Annotated in this window: 12 protein-coding genes; 8 read left to right on the plus strand and 4 right to left on the minus strand. The window is 37.0% G+C overall.

Annotation, left to right across the window (positions count from 1 at the left end; genetic code table 11):
• Window positions 1-195 precede the first annotated feature (195 nt).
• The 5 genes from asnB (at window position 196) to QV04_RS08215 (ending at window position 7,198) form a co-directional block, all read left to right on the plus strand.
• Window positions 196-1,779 carry an asparagine synthase B gene (gene asnB / locus QV04_RS08195; RefSeq protein WP_065233377.1) on the plus strand — a complete coding sequence of 528 codons (1,584 nt, stop codon included), beginning with the start codon at window positions 196-198 and terminating at the stop codon, window positions 1,777-1,779.
• Window positions 1,780-2,164: 385 nt separating this feature from the next.
• Entirely contained in the window at window positions 2,165-2,737 is a 573-nt protein-coding gene (locus tag QV04_RS08200; RefSeq protein WP_065233378.1) for a fimbrial protein, read from the plus strand.
• A gap of 101 nt (window positions 2,738-2,838) precedes the next feature.
• Window positions 2,839-3,531: a fimbria/pilus periplasmic chaperone gene (locus tag QV04_RS08205; protein ID WP_065233379.1), complete on the plus strand. Its 693-nt coding sequence runs from the start codon at window positions 2,839-2,841 to the stop codon at window positions 3,529-3,531.
• 8 nt (window positions 3,532-3,539) lie between these two features.
• Window positions 3,540-6,056 carry a fimbria/pilus outer membrane usher protein gene (locus QV04_RS08210; protein ID WP_065233386.1) on the plus strand — a complete coding sequence of 839 codons (2,517 nt, stop codon included), beginning with the start codon at window positions 3,540-3,542 and terminating at the stop codon, window positions 6,054-6,056.
• Window positions 6,041-7,198 (plus strand): fimbrial protein, encoded by a 1,158-nt coding sequence (locus QV04_RS08215; protein ID WP_156548356.1) that lies wholly within the window; start codon window positions 6,041-6,043, stop codon window positions 7,196-7,198. The genes QV04_RS08210 and QV04_RS08215 overlap by 16 nt, the downstream gene beginning before the upstream one ends.
• An 83-nt stretch (window positions 7,199-7,281) precedes the next feature.
• On the opposite strand, the gene tgt is transcribed toward QV04_RS08215, so the two are convergent.
• Window positions 7,282-8,424, minus strand: coding sequence for a tRNA guanosine(34) transglycosylase Tgt (tgt, locus tag QV04_RS08220; RefSeq protein WP_039139429.1), 1,143 nt, complete (start codon window positions 8,422-8,424; stop codon window positions 7,282-7,284).
• Window positions 8,425-8,505: 81 nt separating this feature from the next.
• On the minus strand, window positions 8,506-9,579 hold the full coding sequence (queA, locus tag QV04_RS08225; RefSeq protein WP_065233381.1) for a tRNA preQ1(34) S-adenosylmethionine ribosyltransferase-isomerase QueA: 1,074 nt from the start codon (window positions 9,577-9,579) through the stop codon (window positions 8,506-8,508).
• 149 nt (window positions 9,580-9,728) lie between these two features.
• On the opposite strand from queA, the gene menC reads away from it, so the two are divergent.
• Window positions 9,729-10,727: an o-succinylbenzoate synthase gene (gene menC, locus QV04_RS08230; RefSeq protein WP_065233382.1), complete on the plus strand. Its 999-nt coding sequence runs from the start codon at window positions 9,729-9,731 to the stop codon at window positions 10,725-10,727.
• A gap of 64 nt (window positions 10,728-10,791) precedes the next feature.
• Here the strand turns inward: menC and groL are convergent, their stop codons facing one another.
• Both groL and QV04_RS08240 read right to left on the minus strand, forming a co-directional pair.
• On the minus strand, window positions 10,792-12,435 hold the full coding sequence (gene groL / locus QV04_RS08235; RefSeq protein WP_065230852.1) for a chaperonin GroEL: 1,644 nt from the start codon (window positions 12,433-12,435) through the stop codon (window positions 10,792-10,794).
• Between the two features lie 18 nt (window positions 12,436-12,453).
• Window positions 12,454-12,744 carry a co-chaperone GroES gene (locus QV04_RS08240; protein ID WP_021461355.1) on the minus strand — a complete coding sequence of 97 codons (291 nt, stop codon included), beginning with the start codon at window positions 12,742-12,744 and terminating at the stop codon, window positions 12,454-12,456.
• A 325-nt stretch (window positions 12,745-13,069) separates the two neighbouring features.
• Between QV04_RS08240 and aspA the strand changes: the two genes are divergently transcribed.
• Window positions 13,070-14,488: an aspartate ammonia-lyase gene (aspA, locus tag QV04_RS08245; protein WP_065233383.1), complete on the plus strand. Its 1,419-nt coding sequence runs from the start codon at window positions 13,070-13,072 to the stop codon at window positions 14,486-14,488.
• A 142-nt stretch (window positions 14,489-14,630) separates the two neighbouring features.
• Window positions 14,631-17,405 carry a DNA polymerase I gene (gene polA, locus QV04_RS08250; RefSeq protein WP_065233384.1) on the plus strand — a complete coding sequence of 925 codons (2,775 nt, stop codon included), beginning with the start codon at window positions 14,631-14,633 and terminating at the stop codon, window positions 17,403-17,405.
• The last annotated feature ends 104 nt before the right edge of the window (window positions 17,406-17,509 follow it).

Below are 17,509 nucleotides of genomic sequence, written 5' to 3' on the forward strand. Positions count from 1 at the left end.
CTTTAACAAAGAATTTATGATTTAAAAATAAACGATTACTAAATTTTATATAACTTTTTTATATAAAATATAAAGTTTTATGAGAAAATAATAAAAAAATTTTATCTAATCATCGAAAATGATAGATAAATTTTAATTTAATGCTATGATATGCAGCTATGAACAACATATAAAAAATAATAAGAGGACTTTCGTATGTGTGGATTCGTTTTTTCATCTTCAGCACAAACATCCGGTGCATTTAAACAGAGTTTTGATCATATTTTTCATCGAGGGCCGGATCATCAAGCGATTATCTATGCAGCTGACGCAACTTGGGGATTTCATCGCTTATCTATTATGGATTTAAGCTCACAAGGGAACCAGCCTTTTCAATATGAAGGCATTTCCTTAATCTGCAACGGAGAAATTTATAACTACGAAGAACTAAAATCTTTATTATCAAGTAGTTACCAATTCCAATCTGGCAGTGATTGTGAAGTGCTGATTCCACTTTATCAACGTGTCGGTGTGGATGTGATGATGAAAATGTTAGATGCGGAATTTGCGTTGGTATTAAAAGACAGCCACACCGGAGATTTAATTGCCGGACGTGATCCCATCGGCATTCGCCCAATGTTTTATGGTTTTGATAAAGAGAGCGGCGGCATCGCATTCTCTTCCGAAGCGAAAGGGCTTATCGGCTGGTGTCGTGACATTCAACCGTTCCCACCCGGACACTATTATTTAAACGGTGAATTTATTTGCTACAACGATATTGCCGATCCGAAAGTTATTCGTGATCAGTCGCTAGAGACCATCACACAAACATTGCGAACAAAACTTGAAACAGCAGTGATTAAGCGTTTGCATTCGGATGCGCCGCTCGGATTTTTATTAAGCGGTGGCTTGGACTCCTCTTTAGTATGTGCGATTGCACAAAATTATTTAGATAAACCCATTAAAACTTTTGCCATTGGAATGGATACTGATCCTATTGATTTAAAATATGCCAAAGAAGTTGCTGATTACCTTGGTACAGAACATACCGAAGTCATTATGAGCAAAGATGAAGTATTGGAATCACTAGAAAAAGTTATCTGGCATTTAGAAACTTGGGATATTACTACCATTCGAGCCAGTATTGGAATGTATTTGGTGTGTAAATATATTCACGAAAAAACAGACTTAAAAGTGCTTTTGACTGGTGAAGTGAGTGATGAAATTTTTGGTTATAAATATACTGACTTTGCCCCGAATGCCGCAGAATTTCAAAAGGAAGCACAAAAACGTATTCGTGAATTATATATGTATGATGTACTACGGGCTGATCGCTGTTTAGCTGCTAACTCATTGGAAGCGCGTGTACCATTTGGTGATATTGATTTTGTTGATTATGCAATGAGCATTAACCCTGAGAAAAAAATGAATGTTTACAACAAAGGGAAATATTTATTACGCAAAGCCTTTGAAGGGACAAACTATCTGCCGGATAACATTTTATATCGAGAAAAAGCGGCATTCAGTGATGCAGTAGGGCATTCGATGGTTGACCACTTAAAAGCGTTTGCTGAAAGCCGATATAGTGATGAAGAATTAATACAGGCAAAACAAAAATATCCATATGGCACACCATTTACTAAAGAGTCCCTTTTATATCGTGATATTTTTGAAAAATTCTATCCGGGACAAAGCCATTGGATTAAAAGTTTCTGGATGCCGAATAAAGAATGGGAAGGGTGCAATGTAAATGACCCTAGTGCACGTGTGCTGAATAACTATGGCGACAGTGGCAAATAACATTATTCAATAAGAATAAATAAATCTGCATTTTTAATCTCAGCTCAAATTGCTCAAGATTAAAGTGCAGATTATTACCATCCTAAAATCATTTTCACATTATTTGCATCAAAATTCATTTTTGATTTAATTCACAAATTCAACTTTTTTGCTTTTTTTCTTTATTTATATTGTTTACGGCAAAATGGGGTAGTGATATTAAATTTTCTGTTTATACAAGCTAACATATTGATTATATTGAGTTTGTTTGAAAAGCGTTTTTTAAATATCTCTACCTTTACGTATAAATTTACATTTATTGATTAAAATTTACTTGCCCCCCCCCCCTGAAACTTATGTATACTTTCACGTAAATTAACTTAATCCTGAAGGAGTATTTGCAAAAATGAAAAAACAACTTTTAACAACTTTAATTACCGTTGGTTTGGGCTTATCAGCACAAGGTGCATTTGCGGCGGATTCAACGGATGTAAGTACTGGTAATATTAATGTCACTGGACACGTAAAAGATATGACTTGTACTGTTGAAGGTGGTGCAGATAAGGACGTAGAATTAGATACTGTTCAAGTAGCAAATTTCAAAAATAAAGGTGATACAGCAGCACCAAAGCAATTTGAGATTGTGTTAAAAAACTGCGCACTTAGTAAATCACAAGGACCTATAACTAAGGTATTTGCATATTTTGAGAATGAAGCAAGTAAAGTAGATGGGGACGGTTGGTTAAGAAACATATCTACTAACTCACCAGCTACAGGTGTGGGTGTGCAATTGCTCCACGATAATGGCACAGCAATTAAAGTTACAGATAAGGAATCAGTGCAGGTAGGAGCGAACAAAGTTGCTTACTCGGGTAACAGTGCTACTTTGAAATATAGAGCACAGTACATTGCAACGTCTACCAATGTAGAACCTGGAGAGGTGAAAGCAAGTGTGAAATACACTCTTGATTACGAATAATCTTTTTCCACTTATCGGGCAGATTTCCTGCCCGATTCTTTACTTATCTATTTTATTGCATTTTATTAATGGTTTTATTGAGAGTTTTATTAGAGGGGCTTATGTTGAGATATTTTTTCACTATCATCATCGCCTTGTGGGCAATGTCAGTTTCAGCAAATGTGGTTATCACCGGCACTCGTGTGATTTATCCTTCTAATCAAAAAACAGTGAGTGTGCAACTTACGAATGTCGGCACAAAACCTTCTTTAGTTCAAGCTTGGATTGACAATGGCGACCCTAAAGCCGCACCGGAAACAATTAAAACCCCATTTGTGATTACACCACCGATTTCTCGTATTGACGGAAATAAAGGGCAAACATTGCGTATTACTTATACTGGCGCATCGTTGCCTAATGACCGTGAATCTATTTTCTATTTAAATGTGTTAGATATTCCGCCAAAACCAAAAGACCAAAGTCAAAATTATTTACAAATCGCCTTGCGTAGCCGTATTAAACTCTTTTTCCGCCCTGTGGAATTAACCATTTCACCGAGCGATGCCTATTCACAAGTAAAATGGCGTGGGCAAGGTAAACAATTGCTTGTGGATAATCCAACTCCGTATTACATCACTTACCCTGAAGTGAAAGTTGGTACCGCAGAAACTGTGAGTGCGAATATGATAGCACCATTCTCACAAGCGACTTTTCAATTAAATAAAGCTCTTCCAGCGACAGCAACAACCGTAACTTGGACTGTTATCAACGATTATGGTGCGACTCCAAGTGGCACTAGTACTATGCAACATTAATGATAAATATGATAAAACCTAAATTTTTCAGTAAACCAACAAAATTTAAACTGAGCTATTTATCATTAATTTTGTTAAATAGCTGGTTTAGTTATGCCTATGCGAATGAATATGTGGAGTTTGACGCTGATTTTTTATTTGGCAGTGAAAGCAAAAAAAATATTGATGTTCAACGCTTTAGTTATGAGAATGCTGTTCCGGCAGGTGAATATATTGCAGATGTTTATTTGAATGAGAAATTGCTTGGACGTATTAACATTCAATATAGCGATATGCCTGAGCAAAAACGTTCTGTATTATGTGCAACAGAAAATTTGCTTGCCTTGTTAGATTTGAAAAGTGAAGCGTTTGCAGATAAGCCTAAAACAATTAATGGGCATTGTCACTCTTTCTCTGAACTGGTGCCTGAAGCTACAGTGAACTTTGATATGGGGCAATTGCGATTAGATGTCAATATTGCTCAAGCATTAATCACTCAACGTCCGCAAGGCTATATTTCACCGGCACAATGGCAAGATGGCACGCCCGTTGCTTTTGTGCGTTATGATGCTACACATTATCGTTATAAATATTCAGATATAGACGCTCAACAAACCTATTTGGGCATTGATGCAGGTGTTAATTTATTTGGTTGGGCATTTCGTCATCGTGGTTCTCAGACTTGGACTGATCAACAAAAACAGAGCTATCAACGAATTGCAACTTATGCTAAACACGATGTTCCGTTATTACGTGGTCAATTTACTATCGGGGATTTTTACACCAGTGGCAGATTAATGGACAGTATCGCCATTCGAGGCGTGCAGCTAGAATCTGATGATAGAATGCTGGCTACCTCTGAACGTTACTATGCACCAGTTATACGAGGCGTCGCCAATACTAATGCGATTGTTAGCGTTCGACAAAACGGTAATCTATTACGAGAAGTGTCTGTACCTGCAGGAGCTTTCTCCATTGATGACCTATTCCCAACCGGTTATGGCGGTGATCTTGAAGTGGAAGTGTTAGAAGCAAATGGCGAGAAACGCAAATTTACTGTGCCATACACCGCCACGGCACAATTAATCCGCCCTGGTTATAGTCGCTATCAATTAAGTGCGGGACGTTATCGTTATGATAATGAAACTTTAGATAATGTTGCACAAGCCACTTGGCAATATGGTTTAACTAATAATGTAACACTTAACCTTGGTGCGATATTGGCTAAAAATTACCATTCAGAATTAATTGGTGTTGCTGTTAACACGCCTATTGGTGCATTTTCAGGGAATGCAACATTTTCAAATGCCAAGATTGTTAATTCACAACAGAAATATAAAGGATATAACCTCTATTTTAGCTATAACACGCATATTGAACCAACCAATACAAATGTAACATTGGCAGCATATCGCTATTTATCCCGTAAGTATTACAGTTTGCAAGATACGATATTGGCGAATAACCGTGATTTTGTTGACAGACAAGAGATTGATATGTCGTCATACTATTATCGCCCAAAGAACCAATTTCAAGTGACAGTTAGCCAAGTGTTTAAAGACAATTGGGGCAGTATTTATGTTAATGGTAGCACCTATACCTATTGGGATAGCAACGAAAAGCGCAATGAATACCAAATTGGTTATGGTAATAGCTATAAAAAACTTAATTACAGCCTTTCCTTTTCTCAAGGGAAAACAAGCAATGGCAAAAATGATAGAAGAGTTTATTTGTCATTATCCTTGCCGTTAGGTAATAGCGTTAATAGTGCCTATGTTTCACAAACGCTTAATTATCATAAAGAAAATGGCTATTACGCCTCAACTTCGTTATATGGCTCATTGGGTGAACAAGGCAAATATAACTACAATATTGCCGTGAGCAAACAGAAAGATAACAGCAATATTTCCTTTAACAATAACTACTCAAGTCCACAAGCACGCCTTAGTGCTTCTTGGAGCCGTGATAATAAAGGCAGTCAGCAAATATCATTCGGTGCATCTGGTGCGGTGGTGGCTCATCCAAAAGGCATTACATTATCCAATGATTTAGGCGATAGTTTTGCGATTATTCACGCCAAAGGGGCAAAAGGGGCATTAATTAATGGTTCGGTAGGTAATAAAATTGATTACTTCGGTAACGGTATTGTGCCTTATATTGAACCTTATGCAATGAACTATGTCGGGCTGGATGGAAATTCACTACCAAGCACGGTTGAGCTATCCGCCACAGAACAATCGGTAATTCCGCGTGCCAATCAAGCAATATTAGTGAATTTTGAAACAGAGCAAGGTGCGGTTGTCTTCTTTGAATTAACTAATGATGAAAAAGATTTGCCACCATTAGGTACAGAAGTGTTTGATCAAAATAATCAATCAGTCGGTGTGGTGGCACAAGGCGGCACAATCTATACTCGAGGCATTGCAGAAAGTGGTGAATTAAAACTTTCTTGGGGTGAAACACGTTGCCATATCAATTATCAACTGCCACAAGAGAGCGATAACACAATGCCTGTTATTGTGCCAGTACAATGCCAATTTTATTAAAAGGGGAAATGATGAAAGGGAATATGATTTATGGTTTTATGCTAATTATTTTATTGTTTATGATAAAGCCATTGTATGGAGAGGAATATAAATATACTGTTGAAGGTCAGACTATAACGGTACCTGATTCTGGTCGTCCCACTCGTCTACCATCAAAAGAGATAGAAAAGAGGTTAATGCCTCAAATGCGTTCTTCTGGATCTTATAACGAAGTAATTTATCAGGGAAATATAGGAGAAATAATTAGTGAAGAATATTGTAGAAATATTAATGACCCAAAAATAGCAGACCCAGCACAATATAAAAATTTTTGGATAGAATTTAAATATTATGACACGTTGATGGATAAGAATGAGTTTTTTGAAAAAGAAGTAATTACCGTAAATGAGCTGCCAATCATTAAAGATAGAGTTCATCAATTAATATCTACAAAACGTGGAAATTCACTAGATCTTAGTTTCAGATTTAAACTAAAAAATAATTGGTTATATAGTGACACTCCAAAAGCTATTAAAATAAAACAAGGAGACGCATTAGGAGTAATAACAATGCTATGTGTCAATAAGGAATATGATACTTATTCCAAGGATGAATGGAACTCCAAATATAATTCTTTTACTTTTTTAATAGTTAAAGCTGCGAAGGAATTTGAGTTTCAATTTGCCCGAACTTGCTCGATTGTAGGTAATAAAGACCAAATGATTGAACTAAAGGATGTGACTGTAAAAGAACTTAATGAGAATAGAGAAGTATTCGGTAAAAGTTTTAATATTAGGCTTAATTGCCCTAAACAAAGTGTGAAAAACGCTTATATTATTTTTACTGATGGAAATAATTCCTCAAATTACGGTATGAATGTTGGACTATTAACACCAGACAGCACGACGACGACTAAGAACACGGTATTAGTTGTGAAAGATGAGGATGAAAATCCTTTAGTTTATAGTAAGCCTTTGCCGAAAAATGGCGATTTTTTTGGGGTACCAGGAGCAACACAGGGCTTTTACAAATTTAGTAGTCAATTATCGCCGGGGCTGGTAAGTCGTACTTATAAGGTTTATTATCGTAGAGTAAATGATAAGATGTCCGTGCAACCAGGGAAAATATCATCCAAGCTGATCTATAATATTTATTATAATTGATAAAAACTACCCCACTTTATTGTGGGGTAGTTTTTTATTGGAAAGTATTAATCAAACAAAATAAGGATTAACTCTAAGCATTTCTAATATGAAGTGTTTAATGGCGGAACAGGTTTCCCCATTCTTTCATAAAAAGTTTTGACAAATGCTTCAAAACGCTGTTCTTCAATCGCTTGGCGAATTTGTGCCATTAAACGTTGATAATAGCGTAAATTATGAATAGTGTTTAATCTTGCACCTAAAATTTCACCACATTTGTCCAAATGGTGTAGATAAGATTTTGTGTAATGCCGGCAAGTGTAGCAATCACATTCTGGATCAAGTGTGGAAGTGTCATCACGATATTTAGCATTCCTAATTTTAACGACACCGTCAGTAACAAATAAATGCCCATTGCGTGCATTGCGAGTTGGCATTACACAGTCAAACATATCAATACCGCGTCTTACCCCTTCAACAAGATCCTCCGGCTTGCCGACTCCCATAAGATAGCGTGGTTTATCTTGAGGGATTTTTGGACAAATATATTCTAAAATACGGTGCATATCCTCTTTCGGTTCTCCCACAGCCAACCCACCGACTGCATAGCCGTCAAAACCAATCTCTAACAAACCATCTAATGAAATTTGTCGTAAATTTTCGTGTACGCCACCTTGAATAATGCCAAATAACGCATTTTTATTGCCTAATTTGTCAAAATGAACACGACAACGTTTTGCCCAGCGTAAAGATAATTCCATTGAGTTTTTTGCATACTCAAAAGTTGATGGGTAAGGTGTGCATTCATCAAAAATCATTACAATATCAGAACCAAGATCGTATTGGATTTCCATTGATTTTTCTGGAGATAAGAAAATGCGTTCTCCATTAATTGGGTTTTGGAATTTTACGCCCTCTTCTGTAATTTTGCGTAATTTACCTAAACTGAATACTTGGAAACCGCCACTGTCAGTAAGAATTGGACGGTGCCATTGCATAAAATCGTGTAAATCGCCGTGTTTACGCATAATTTCTTGCCCAGGACGCAACCATAAATGGAAGGTGTTTCCTAATAAAATTTCTGCACCAGTTTCTCGCACTTCTTCCGGTGTCATTCCTTTTACTGTGCCGTAAGTTCCTACCGGCATAAATGCAGGCGTTTGTACCGTAAAGGTTCCTTGAGGACGCTCAAACGTCAGTTCACCACGTCTGGCACGACCGTCAGTATTTTTTAATTGATATTTCATATTTTCTCCATCAACGAATAAACAGTTCGAGGTTTAAATCATCGCGTAAACTTGTACGCATTTTTAAAGATTGATTAAAAATTATGATTGTTTTTTAATCAAAAACATTGCATCGCCATAGCTAAAAAAGCGATAACGATTTTCTACTGCACTACGATAAGCTCGCATAATATTATCGTAACCAGCAAAAGCGGAAACAAGCATAATGAGGGTTGATTCCGGTAAATGAAAATTAGTAATCAGGGCATCAACAACACGAAATTTTTTGCCAGGATAAAGGAAAATGGTGGTATCAGCAAAAAAGGGGTCAATTAATTGTTTGCTCTGTTTTTCTTCCGCTGCTAATGCGGCACTTTCTAATGAACGAACAGAAGTTGTGCCTACTGCAATAACACGTTTGCCAGCTACTTTAGTAGCTAATACTGCATCAACGACTGATTGTGGCACTTCTGCATATTCGGCGTGCATATGATGCTGTTCGATATTTTCAACACGTACTGGCTGGAAGGTTCCTGCCCCAACGTGCAATGTTACAAAAGCCATTTTTACACCTTTTGCTTTTAAGGCATTCAATAATGCTTCATCAAAGTGTAATCCGGCAGTTGGTGCTGCGACAGCACCAGGTATTTTACTATAAACCGTTTGATAACGTTCTTGATCGGCATCTTCATCTGGACGATCAATATATGGTGGTAATGGAATATGTCCGATTTGTTGTAATATATCCAAAAGATCGCTTTCAATATCAAACTGTAAATGAAAAAGCGCATCCGAACGTCCGATCATAATTGCTCGAATCCCTTTTCCTTCACCTAATTTATCCTCGCCTAAAATGATTTCGCTACCCTCTTTCGGTGCTTTTGAGGCTCTTATGTGAGCAAGGCAGCTTTTTTGATCAAGCACTCTTTCAATAAGCACTTCTACCTTGCCACCGCTACTTTTTCGCCCGTACATCCTTGCTGGAATAACGCGAGTATTATTAAAAACTAAAAGATCACCTTCATTCACAAAATCTAATACATCTTTAAAATGATGGTGTGAAAATTCACCACTATTACCGTCAAGTTTTAATAAACGGCTCGCACTACGTTCCTTTTGTGGATAACGAGCAATGAGTTCATCGGGTAAGTCAAAATAAAAGTCGGACACTCTCATAATTTATCTCTTTTTCTTTTATAAATTTAAACGGGCGTAAGTGTATTGCGATCTACATTAAAATGCAAAAAAGATAATATATTTTCCTTTGTCTGGTGATGTTATACTCTTTGCCGAAAGATATTTTTTACTAAAAGGGATTAAGTATTATGACAGAACGACACTATAAACTTTACCGTTATCAAATTCCAATGGATTCCCAAGTGGTATTACGTAACCGTTTTTTGAAACAACGAGAAGGTTTATTGGTACAAATTAGATGTAATGATAAAGAGGGCTGGGGAGAAATTGCACCGTTGCCGGAATTTAGCCAAGAAACTATAGAGCAGGCACAGCAGCAAACCATTGATTGGCTGAAATCTTGGGATTTAGCTCGTAGTAAAAATGAAAAATTGTCACTTGAATCTTGTTATCCGTCAGTTGCTTTCGGCTTAAGCTGTGCTTTGGCAGAGATGCAAAATAAATTAACTGCTCAAGGTAATTTTAAAACTGCGCCGCTTTGTTATGGCGATCCTGATGAGCTATATGCTGAGTTGGATCAGCTTTCTGGTGAAAAAATTGCCAAAATTAAAGTGGGATTGTACGAGGCAAATCGAGATGGGCTAATTACAGATATGTTTTTAGAAGCTATTCCTGATCTTAAATTGCGATTGGACGCAAATCGCTCTTGGACTCCTGCAAAAGCCGCAATGTTTGCAAAATATGTTAAACCGAAACATCGTAACCGTATTCAATTTTTAGAAGAGCCTTGCAAAACGCCGGAGGAAAGTTTGCAGTTTGCACAGGATACCGGTATTGCGATAGCTTGGGATGAAACGGTAAGAGAGCCTGATTTTGTAGTGCAATCACAAGAAGGGGTGGTGGCAATTGTGATAAAACCAACATTAGTCGGCTCTTTAGAAAAATGTATTCGTTTGATTGAACAAGCTCATCAACAAGGTCTAATTGCTGTGATTAGTTCAAGTATTGAATCTAGTTTTGGGTTAACTCAACTTGCTCGGATTGCTCAACAATATACTCCAAGTACAACACCGGGATTGGATACCTTAGATTTAATGAAAGTGCAGGTTGTTCGGGCTTGGCAGGGATCAAACTTACCGATTGCTACGTTAGACAGTGAATATATTACGGAAGTTAAATTTGATTAATCCATATAAAAATGCCGACATTAAGTCGGCATTTTGATGGAACATTAATTAGGTTGACAAGCGATTACATCATACCGCCCATTCCACCCATACCGCCCATTCCGGCAGCACCTAAATCTGCTTTTTCATCTTTAGGAAGTTCTGTCACCATACATTCAGTAGTGATCATTAATCCCGCAATTGATGAAGCAAATTGTAAGGCAGAACGTGTTACTTTAGTTGGATCTAGAATTCCCATTTCCAACATATCACCATATACTTCTGCACCGGCGTTATAACCGAAGTTACCTTCGCCAGATTTTACTTTACTTGCAACAACAGAAGCTTCTTCACCTGCATTAGTTACGATTTGACGAAGAGGTGCTTCCATTGCACGTAATGCAAGTTTAATACCTACATTTTGATCTTCGTTTTCACCTACTAATCCGGCAACTTTATTTGCTGCACGAATTAAGGCTACACCGCCTCCTGCAACAACACCTTCTTCAACGGCTGCACGAGTTGCGTGTAACGCATCTTCAACACGTGCTTTTTTCTCTTTCATTTCAACTTCTGTTGCCGCACCAACTTTAATTACAGCTACACCGCCTGCTAATTTAGCAACACGCTCTTGAAGTTTTTCTTTATCATAATCAGAAGTAGATTCTTCAATTTGTTGACGAATTTGTGCTACACGACCTTGAATTTGTGCTTCATCACCAACACCGTCAATGATAGTAGTATTGTCTTTAGAAATCACAACACGTTTGGCTTGACCAAGATCTTCTAAGGTTGCTTTTTCTAATTCCATACCAATTTCTTCAGAAATGACTGTACCAGCAGTTAAGATCGCAATATCTTGTAACATCGCTTTACGACGATCTCCGAAACCAGGAGCTTTCACAGCAGCAACTTTTACAATACCACGCATAGTATTTACAACTAAAGTTGCTAATGCTTCACCTTCAACATCTTCAGCAACAATTAATAATGGTTTTCCTGCTTTTGCTACAGCTTCAAGCACTGGTAATAATTCACGGATATTAGAGATTTTTTTATCTACTAATAGAATATATGGTGAATCTAATTCAACTGTTCCGGTTTCTGGTTTGTTAATGAAATATGGTGAAAGATAACCACGATCAAATTGCATACCTTCAACTACAGCAAGTTCATCTTCCAATCCAGTACCATCTTCAACAGTAATAACACCTTCTTTACCTACTTTTTCCATTGCTTGAGCGATAATTTTACCGACAACGCTGTCAGAGTTGGCTGAAATTGTACCTACTTGTTCAATTTCTTTTGATGTTTCGCAAGGTTTAGAAAGATTTTTTAATTCAGCAACCACTTCTGCAACGGCTTTATCAATACCGCGTTTTAAATCCATAGGATTCATTCCAGCTGCAACTGCTTTTAAACCTTCATTTACAATAGCTTGTGCTAAAACGGTTGCTGTTGTTGTACCGTCACCAGCTGCATCATTAGCTTTGGATGCAACTTCTTTAACCATTTGTGCACCCATATTTTCAAATTTATCTTCTAATTCAATTTCACGAGCTACAGATACACCGTCTTTAGTAATAGTTGGTGCTCCAAAAGATTTATCTAATACAACGTTACGACCTTTAGGACCTAATGTTACTTTTACTGCATCAGCTAATACGTTAACACCGTTAAGCATTTTTACGCGTGCATCATTACCAAATCTTACATCTTTTGCTGCCATTTTATATTCCTTCTTTTATTATTCTACAATTGCCAAAATATCATTTTCAGAGATGATTAATAGTTCTTCACCATCAATTTTTTCTGATTTTACGCCATAGCCATCGTTAAAAATCACAACATCACCAACTTTTACATCAAGCGGTTGTACTTGACCATTTTCTAAGATGCGACCTTTACCAACTGCCAACACTTTTCCTCTAGTGGATTTTTGTGCAGCAGAACCAGTTAAAACGATGCCGCCAGCTGATTTAGTTTCTACTTCTTCACGTTTTAAGATTACACGATCGTGTAATGGACGAATATTCATAAAAGTACTCCTATACATTTTAGCGAAAATTGATTTTTAGGTATCTTACCCAGTTTGTTGAACGTTTGTAGAAATGGGGATCACAAAGACACTTTCAAGAGGGAAATTAAAAATTTTTTCTTATTCTTAATCTATAAAAAAAACTAATAAATTAAATAAAAATAACTCCTATTTGCTCATTTAAATTTTATGATCCACATCACAAAATTTCATAAAAACAACTTTTATAATACGCGAAAAATAGATTGACAGAGATTGATAAAAAAAGATTTTTCTTTAGTTATCAATTTGATTTTTATTAAAAATAAATAATTTGAGGTGTTTTATGAGCGAATTCCGTAAAGAAGTTGACCTACTTGGTGAAAGAGAAATTCCAGCTGATGTATATTGGGGAATTCATACCCTTCGGGCTATCGAAAATTTCAATATTTCTAATAATACTATTTCTGATGTGCCTGAATTTGTACGTGGAATGGTAATGGTGAAAAAAGCTACTGCAATGACTAATGGTGAACTTGGTGCTATTCCACAAAATATTGCTGATGCAATTGTTGCAGCTTGTGATGAAATTTTGACTACTGGAAAATGTATGGATCAATTCCCGTCTGATATTTATCAGGGCGGAGCAGGAACTTCCGTTAATATGAATACTAACGAAGTTGTTGCCAATATCGCACTTGAAATCCTTGGTCATAAAAAAGGTGAGTATCAATTCTTAGACCCGATGGATCACGTCAATGCTAGCCAATCAACTAATGATACTTATCCAACAGGATTCCGTATTGCAGTGTATAACAGCATTTTAAAATTAGTGGAGAAACTACAATATTTACACGATGGTTTCCAAAATAAAGCAAACGAATTTTCCAATATTTTAAAAATGGGGCGTACTCAATTACAGGATGCTGTTCCAATGACTGTCGGTCAGGAGTTCAAAGCATTTGCAGTGTTAATTGATGAAGAAATTAAGAATTTATTAAAAACTGCTGCATTATTGTTGGAAGTTAATCTTGGGGCAACAGCTATCGGTACAGCATTGAATACACCTCAAGGCTATACTGATTTAGTTGTGCAGAATTTAGCAAAAGTAACTGGTTTGCCTTGTGTCAAAGCAGAAAATTTAATTGAAGCAACTTCTGACTGTGGTGCTTATGTTATGGTTCACGGTGCGTTAAAACGTACTGCGGTTAAAATTTCTAAAGTATGTAACGACTTGCGTTTGCTCTCTTCCGGCCCTCGTGCAGGCTTAAATGAAATTAATTTACCTGAATTACAAGCAGGCTCTTCCATTATGCCGGCGAAAGTTAATCCGGTTGTGCCTGAAGTAGTTAATCAAGTTTGCTTCAAAGTAATGGGTAACGATATTACTGTCACTATGGCAGCTGAAGCCGGTCAATTACAACTTAACGTAATGGAACCGGTTATCGGTCAAGCGATGTTTGAATCTATCAGTATTCTTACCAACGCTTGCGTTAACTTGAGAGATAAATGTATTGATGGCATTACCGTAAATAAAGAAATTTGTGAAAATTATGTCTTTAATTCAATTGGTATCGTGACTTACCTCAATCCATTTATCGGACACCATAACGGTGATAAAGTCGGAAAAATCTGTGCGAAAACCGGCAAAGGTGTAAAAGAAGTGGTGTTGGAATTAGGTTTACTTACTGAAGAACAATTAAATGATATTCTTTCTGTTGAAAACTTAATGAATCCAACTTACAAAGCAAAATTGAACAAGTAATTTTTCTCAATCAACCCCAACTAAGAGTCCGCCAAAAAACGGGCTCTTTTTATTTGGTTTCCGGTTGCAATTTCATTTTCACTGCTTAGAATGACCCTTTTATAAAAATATTATCTATTCATTAAATCAAATCGAGAAAGTTATGCCGCAAATCGCAGAAAATCCATTTGTCCTTGTTGACGGTTCATCTTATTTATATCGTGCCTATCACGCCAATTTTCGTTTAGGATTATCCAATTCCGCCGGAGAACCGACCGGCGCAATGTATGGCGTATTAAATATGTTGAAAAGCCTCTTAAAAGAGGTTAATCCGACACATATCGCAGTGGTATTTGATGCAAAAGGGAAAACTTTCCGTGATGAAATGTTTGAACAATACAAATCACACCGTCCACCGATGCCGGAAGATTTACGCCAGCAAATCCAACCTCTTCATCAAATGATTGAAGCGTTGGGATTGCCTTTGTTGATTGTTGAAGGCGTTGAAGCGGATGATGTAATTGGTACATTAGCTAAGCAGGCTTCCAAAGCAGGGCGTAATGTATTGATCAGTACCGGTGATAAAGATATGGCTCAATTAGTCGATGATAAAATTATGCTGATCAATACAATGACTAACACTTTATTGGATCGTGAGGGAGTTATTGAAAAATATTCAGTACCGCCAGAATTAATCATTGATTTATTGGCATTAATGGGTGACAGTTCGGATAATATTCCCGGTGTTCCAAGTGTTGGTAATAAAACGGCTGTTGCATTGTTGCAAGGGCTTGGTGGTATTGCTGATATTTATTCACAATTAGATAGAATTGCTGATTTACCGATTCGTGGCGCAAAAAAATTGGCTGATAAACTTGTTGCCGGCAAAGAAGATGCGGATCTTTCCTATAAATTGGCAACCATAAAAACAGATGTACCGTTGGAAGTTACTTTTGAACAACTCACCTTGCAAAGTGAAAACCGTGATCAATTAATTGAATATTATGCACGTTATGATTTTAAACGTTGGTTAAATGAAATTTTAAATGAAAATACAGTGTCTTCATTGCAAAATGTTAAGGTAGTAAAAGCAACGCCGAGTCGTGAGATTCAGCCTTTTTCAGCCAAAATTGATCGTAGTCGTTATCAAACTATTTTAACGGAAGAACAGTTAGCACAGTGGCGTGAAAAATTAAGCAAAGCAACACTGTTTGCGATAGATACTGAAACTAATAGTTTGAATTATATGCAGGCAAAATTAGTTGGTTTATCTTTTGCATTAGAAAATGGTGATGCTGCCTATTTACCACTACAACATCATTATCTTGACTGCCCGAAACAGCTTAGCTGGGATCAGGTTTTAGCTGAGTTAAAAACGATTTTAGAAGATCCGAATATTAAGAAAGTCGGTCAAAATTTAAAATATGATTTGACCATTCTTGCCAGACACGGTGTTACATTACAGGGCGTTGTTTATGACACAATGTTGGAATCCTATATTTTGGATAGCACCGGTCGCCATAATATGGATAATTTGGCAAAACGTTTTTTACATCACGATACTATTCATTTTGAAGACTTGGCAGGTAAAGGTAAAGGGCAACTTACGTTTGATCAGATCACAATTGACAAAGCTGCTGAATATGCAGCGGAAGATGCAGATGTTACCTTTAAATTGCATCAGGCTTTGTGGTCGCAACTTAATCAAATACCAAGTTTAGTTAAACTTTTTACTGAAGTGGAATTGCCCCTTTCTCAAGTTTTAGCACGAATGGAACGTAACGGTGTCTTGATTGACAGTGATCTGCTTTATCAGCAGTCGCAGGAAATCAGTGCTAGACTTATCCAATTGGAACAGCAAGCACATCAACTTGCCGGACAAACATTTAATTTGGCTTCAACTAAACAGCTACAAGAAATTCTGTTTGAAAAACTCGGTTTACCAGTGTTAAAGAAAACGCCTAAAGGTGCGCCGTCAACGAATGAAGAGGTGCTAGAAGAGTTAGCATATGAACACGAATTGCCGAAATTATTAGTAGAGCATCGAGGTTTCAGTAAATTGAAGTCTACTTATACGGATAAACTACCACAAATGATCGATCCGGATACCGGTCGTGTGCATACTTCTTATCATCAAGCAGTTACTATTACAGGTCGTTTATCATCATCCGATCCGAATTTACAGAATATTCCGACCCGTAGTGAAGAGGGCAGAAAAATCCGTCAGGCATTTATTGCCGAAAAAGGATTTAAAGTGGTCGCTGCAGACTATTCACAAATTGAGTTAAGAATTATGGCACATCTTTCTGGAGATGCCGGTTTGGCTTATGCTTTTTCTCACGGTTTGGATGTGCATCGCTCTACTGCTGCTGAAGTGTTTGATGTTCCGCTGGAACAAGTTACTTCACAACAACGTTATCGTGCTAAAGCGATCAATTTTGGCTTAATTTATGGGATGAGTGCATTTGGATTGGCACGTCAATTACAAATTCCTCGTAATGAGGCTCAGATCTATATAGATCGTTATTTCCATCGTTATCCTGCCGTTAAACAGTTTATGAGTGATATTCAAGAGAAAGCAAAACAACAAGGATATGTTGAAACATTGCTGGGACGACGGCTTTATTTACCTGAATTAAAATCAAGCAATGGAATGCGTCGTAAAGCAGCTGAACGAGTGGCAATCAATGCACCGATGCAGGGTACTGCCGCCGATATTATCAAAAAAGCGATGATCGATATTGATCGCTTTATTGCCGATAAAAACGATATTCGAATGATTATGCAGGTACACGATGAATTAGTCTTTGAAGTCAAAGAGGATAAAGTCGAATACTATGAAAAAATTATCAAGGATATGATGGAAAATGCCGTTAAATTAAGTGTTCCTCTCATTGTTGATGTTAATTTTGGGGATAATTGGGATCAAGCGCATTAATCAGCGAATTTTAAGATAAAATTCAGTTATGCAGTTAGTCAATCTATGATTTTTTATTGTAGATTTGCTTTTAGAATAAAGGTCTAGTTTTTATCTAGACCTTT

The organism is Gallibacterium genomosp. 1 (genome assembly GCF_001678575.1).
Classification (GTDB): Bacteria; Pseudomonadota; Gammaproteobacteria; order Enterobacterales; family Pasteurellaceae; genus Gallibacterium.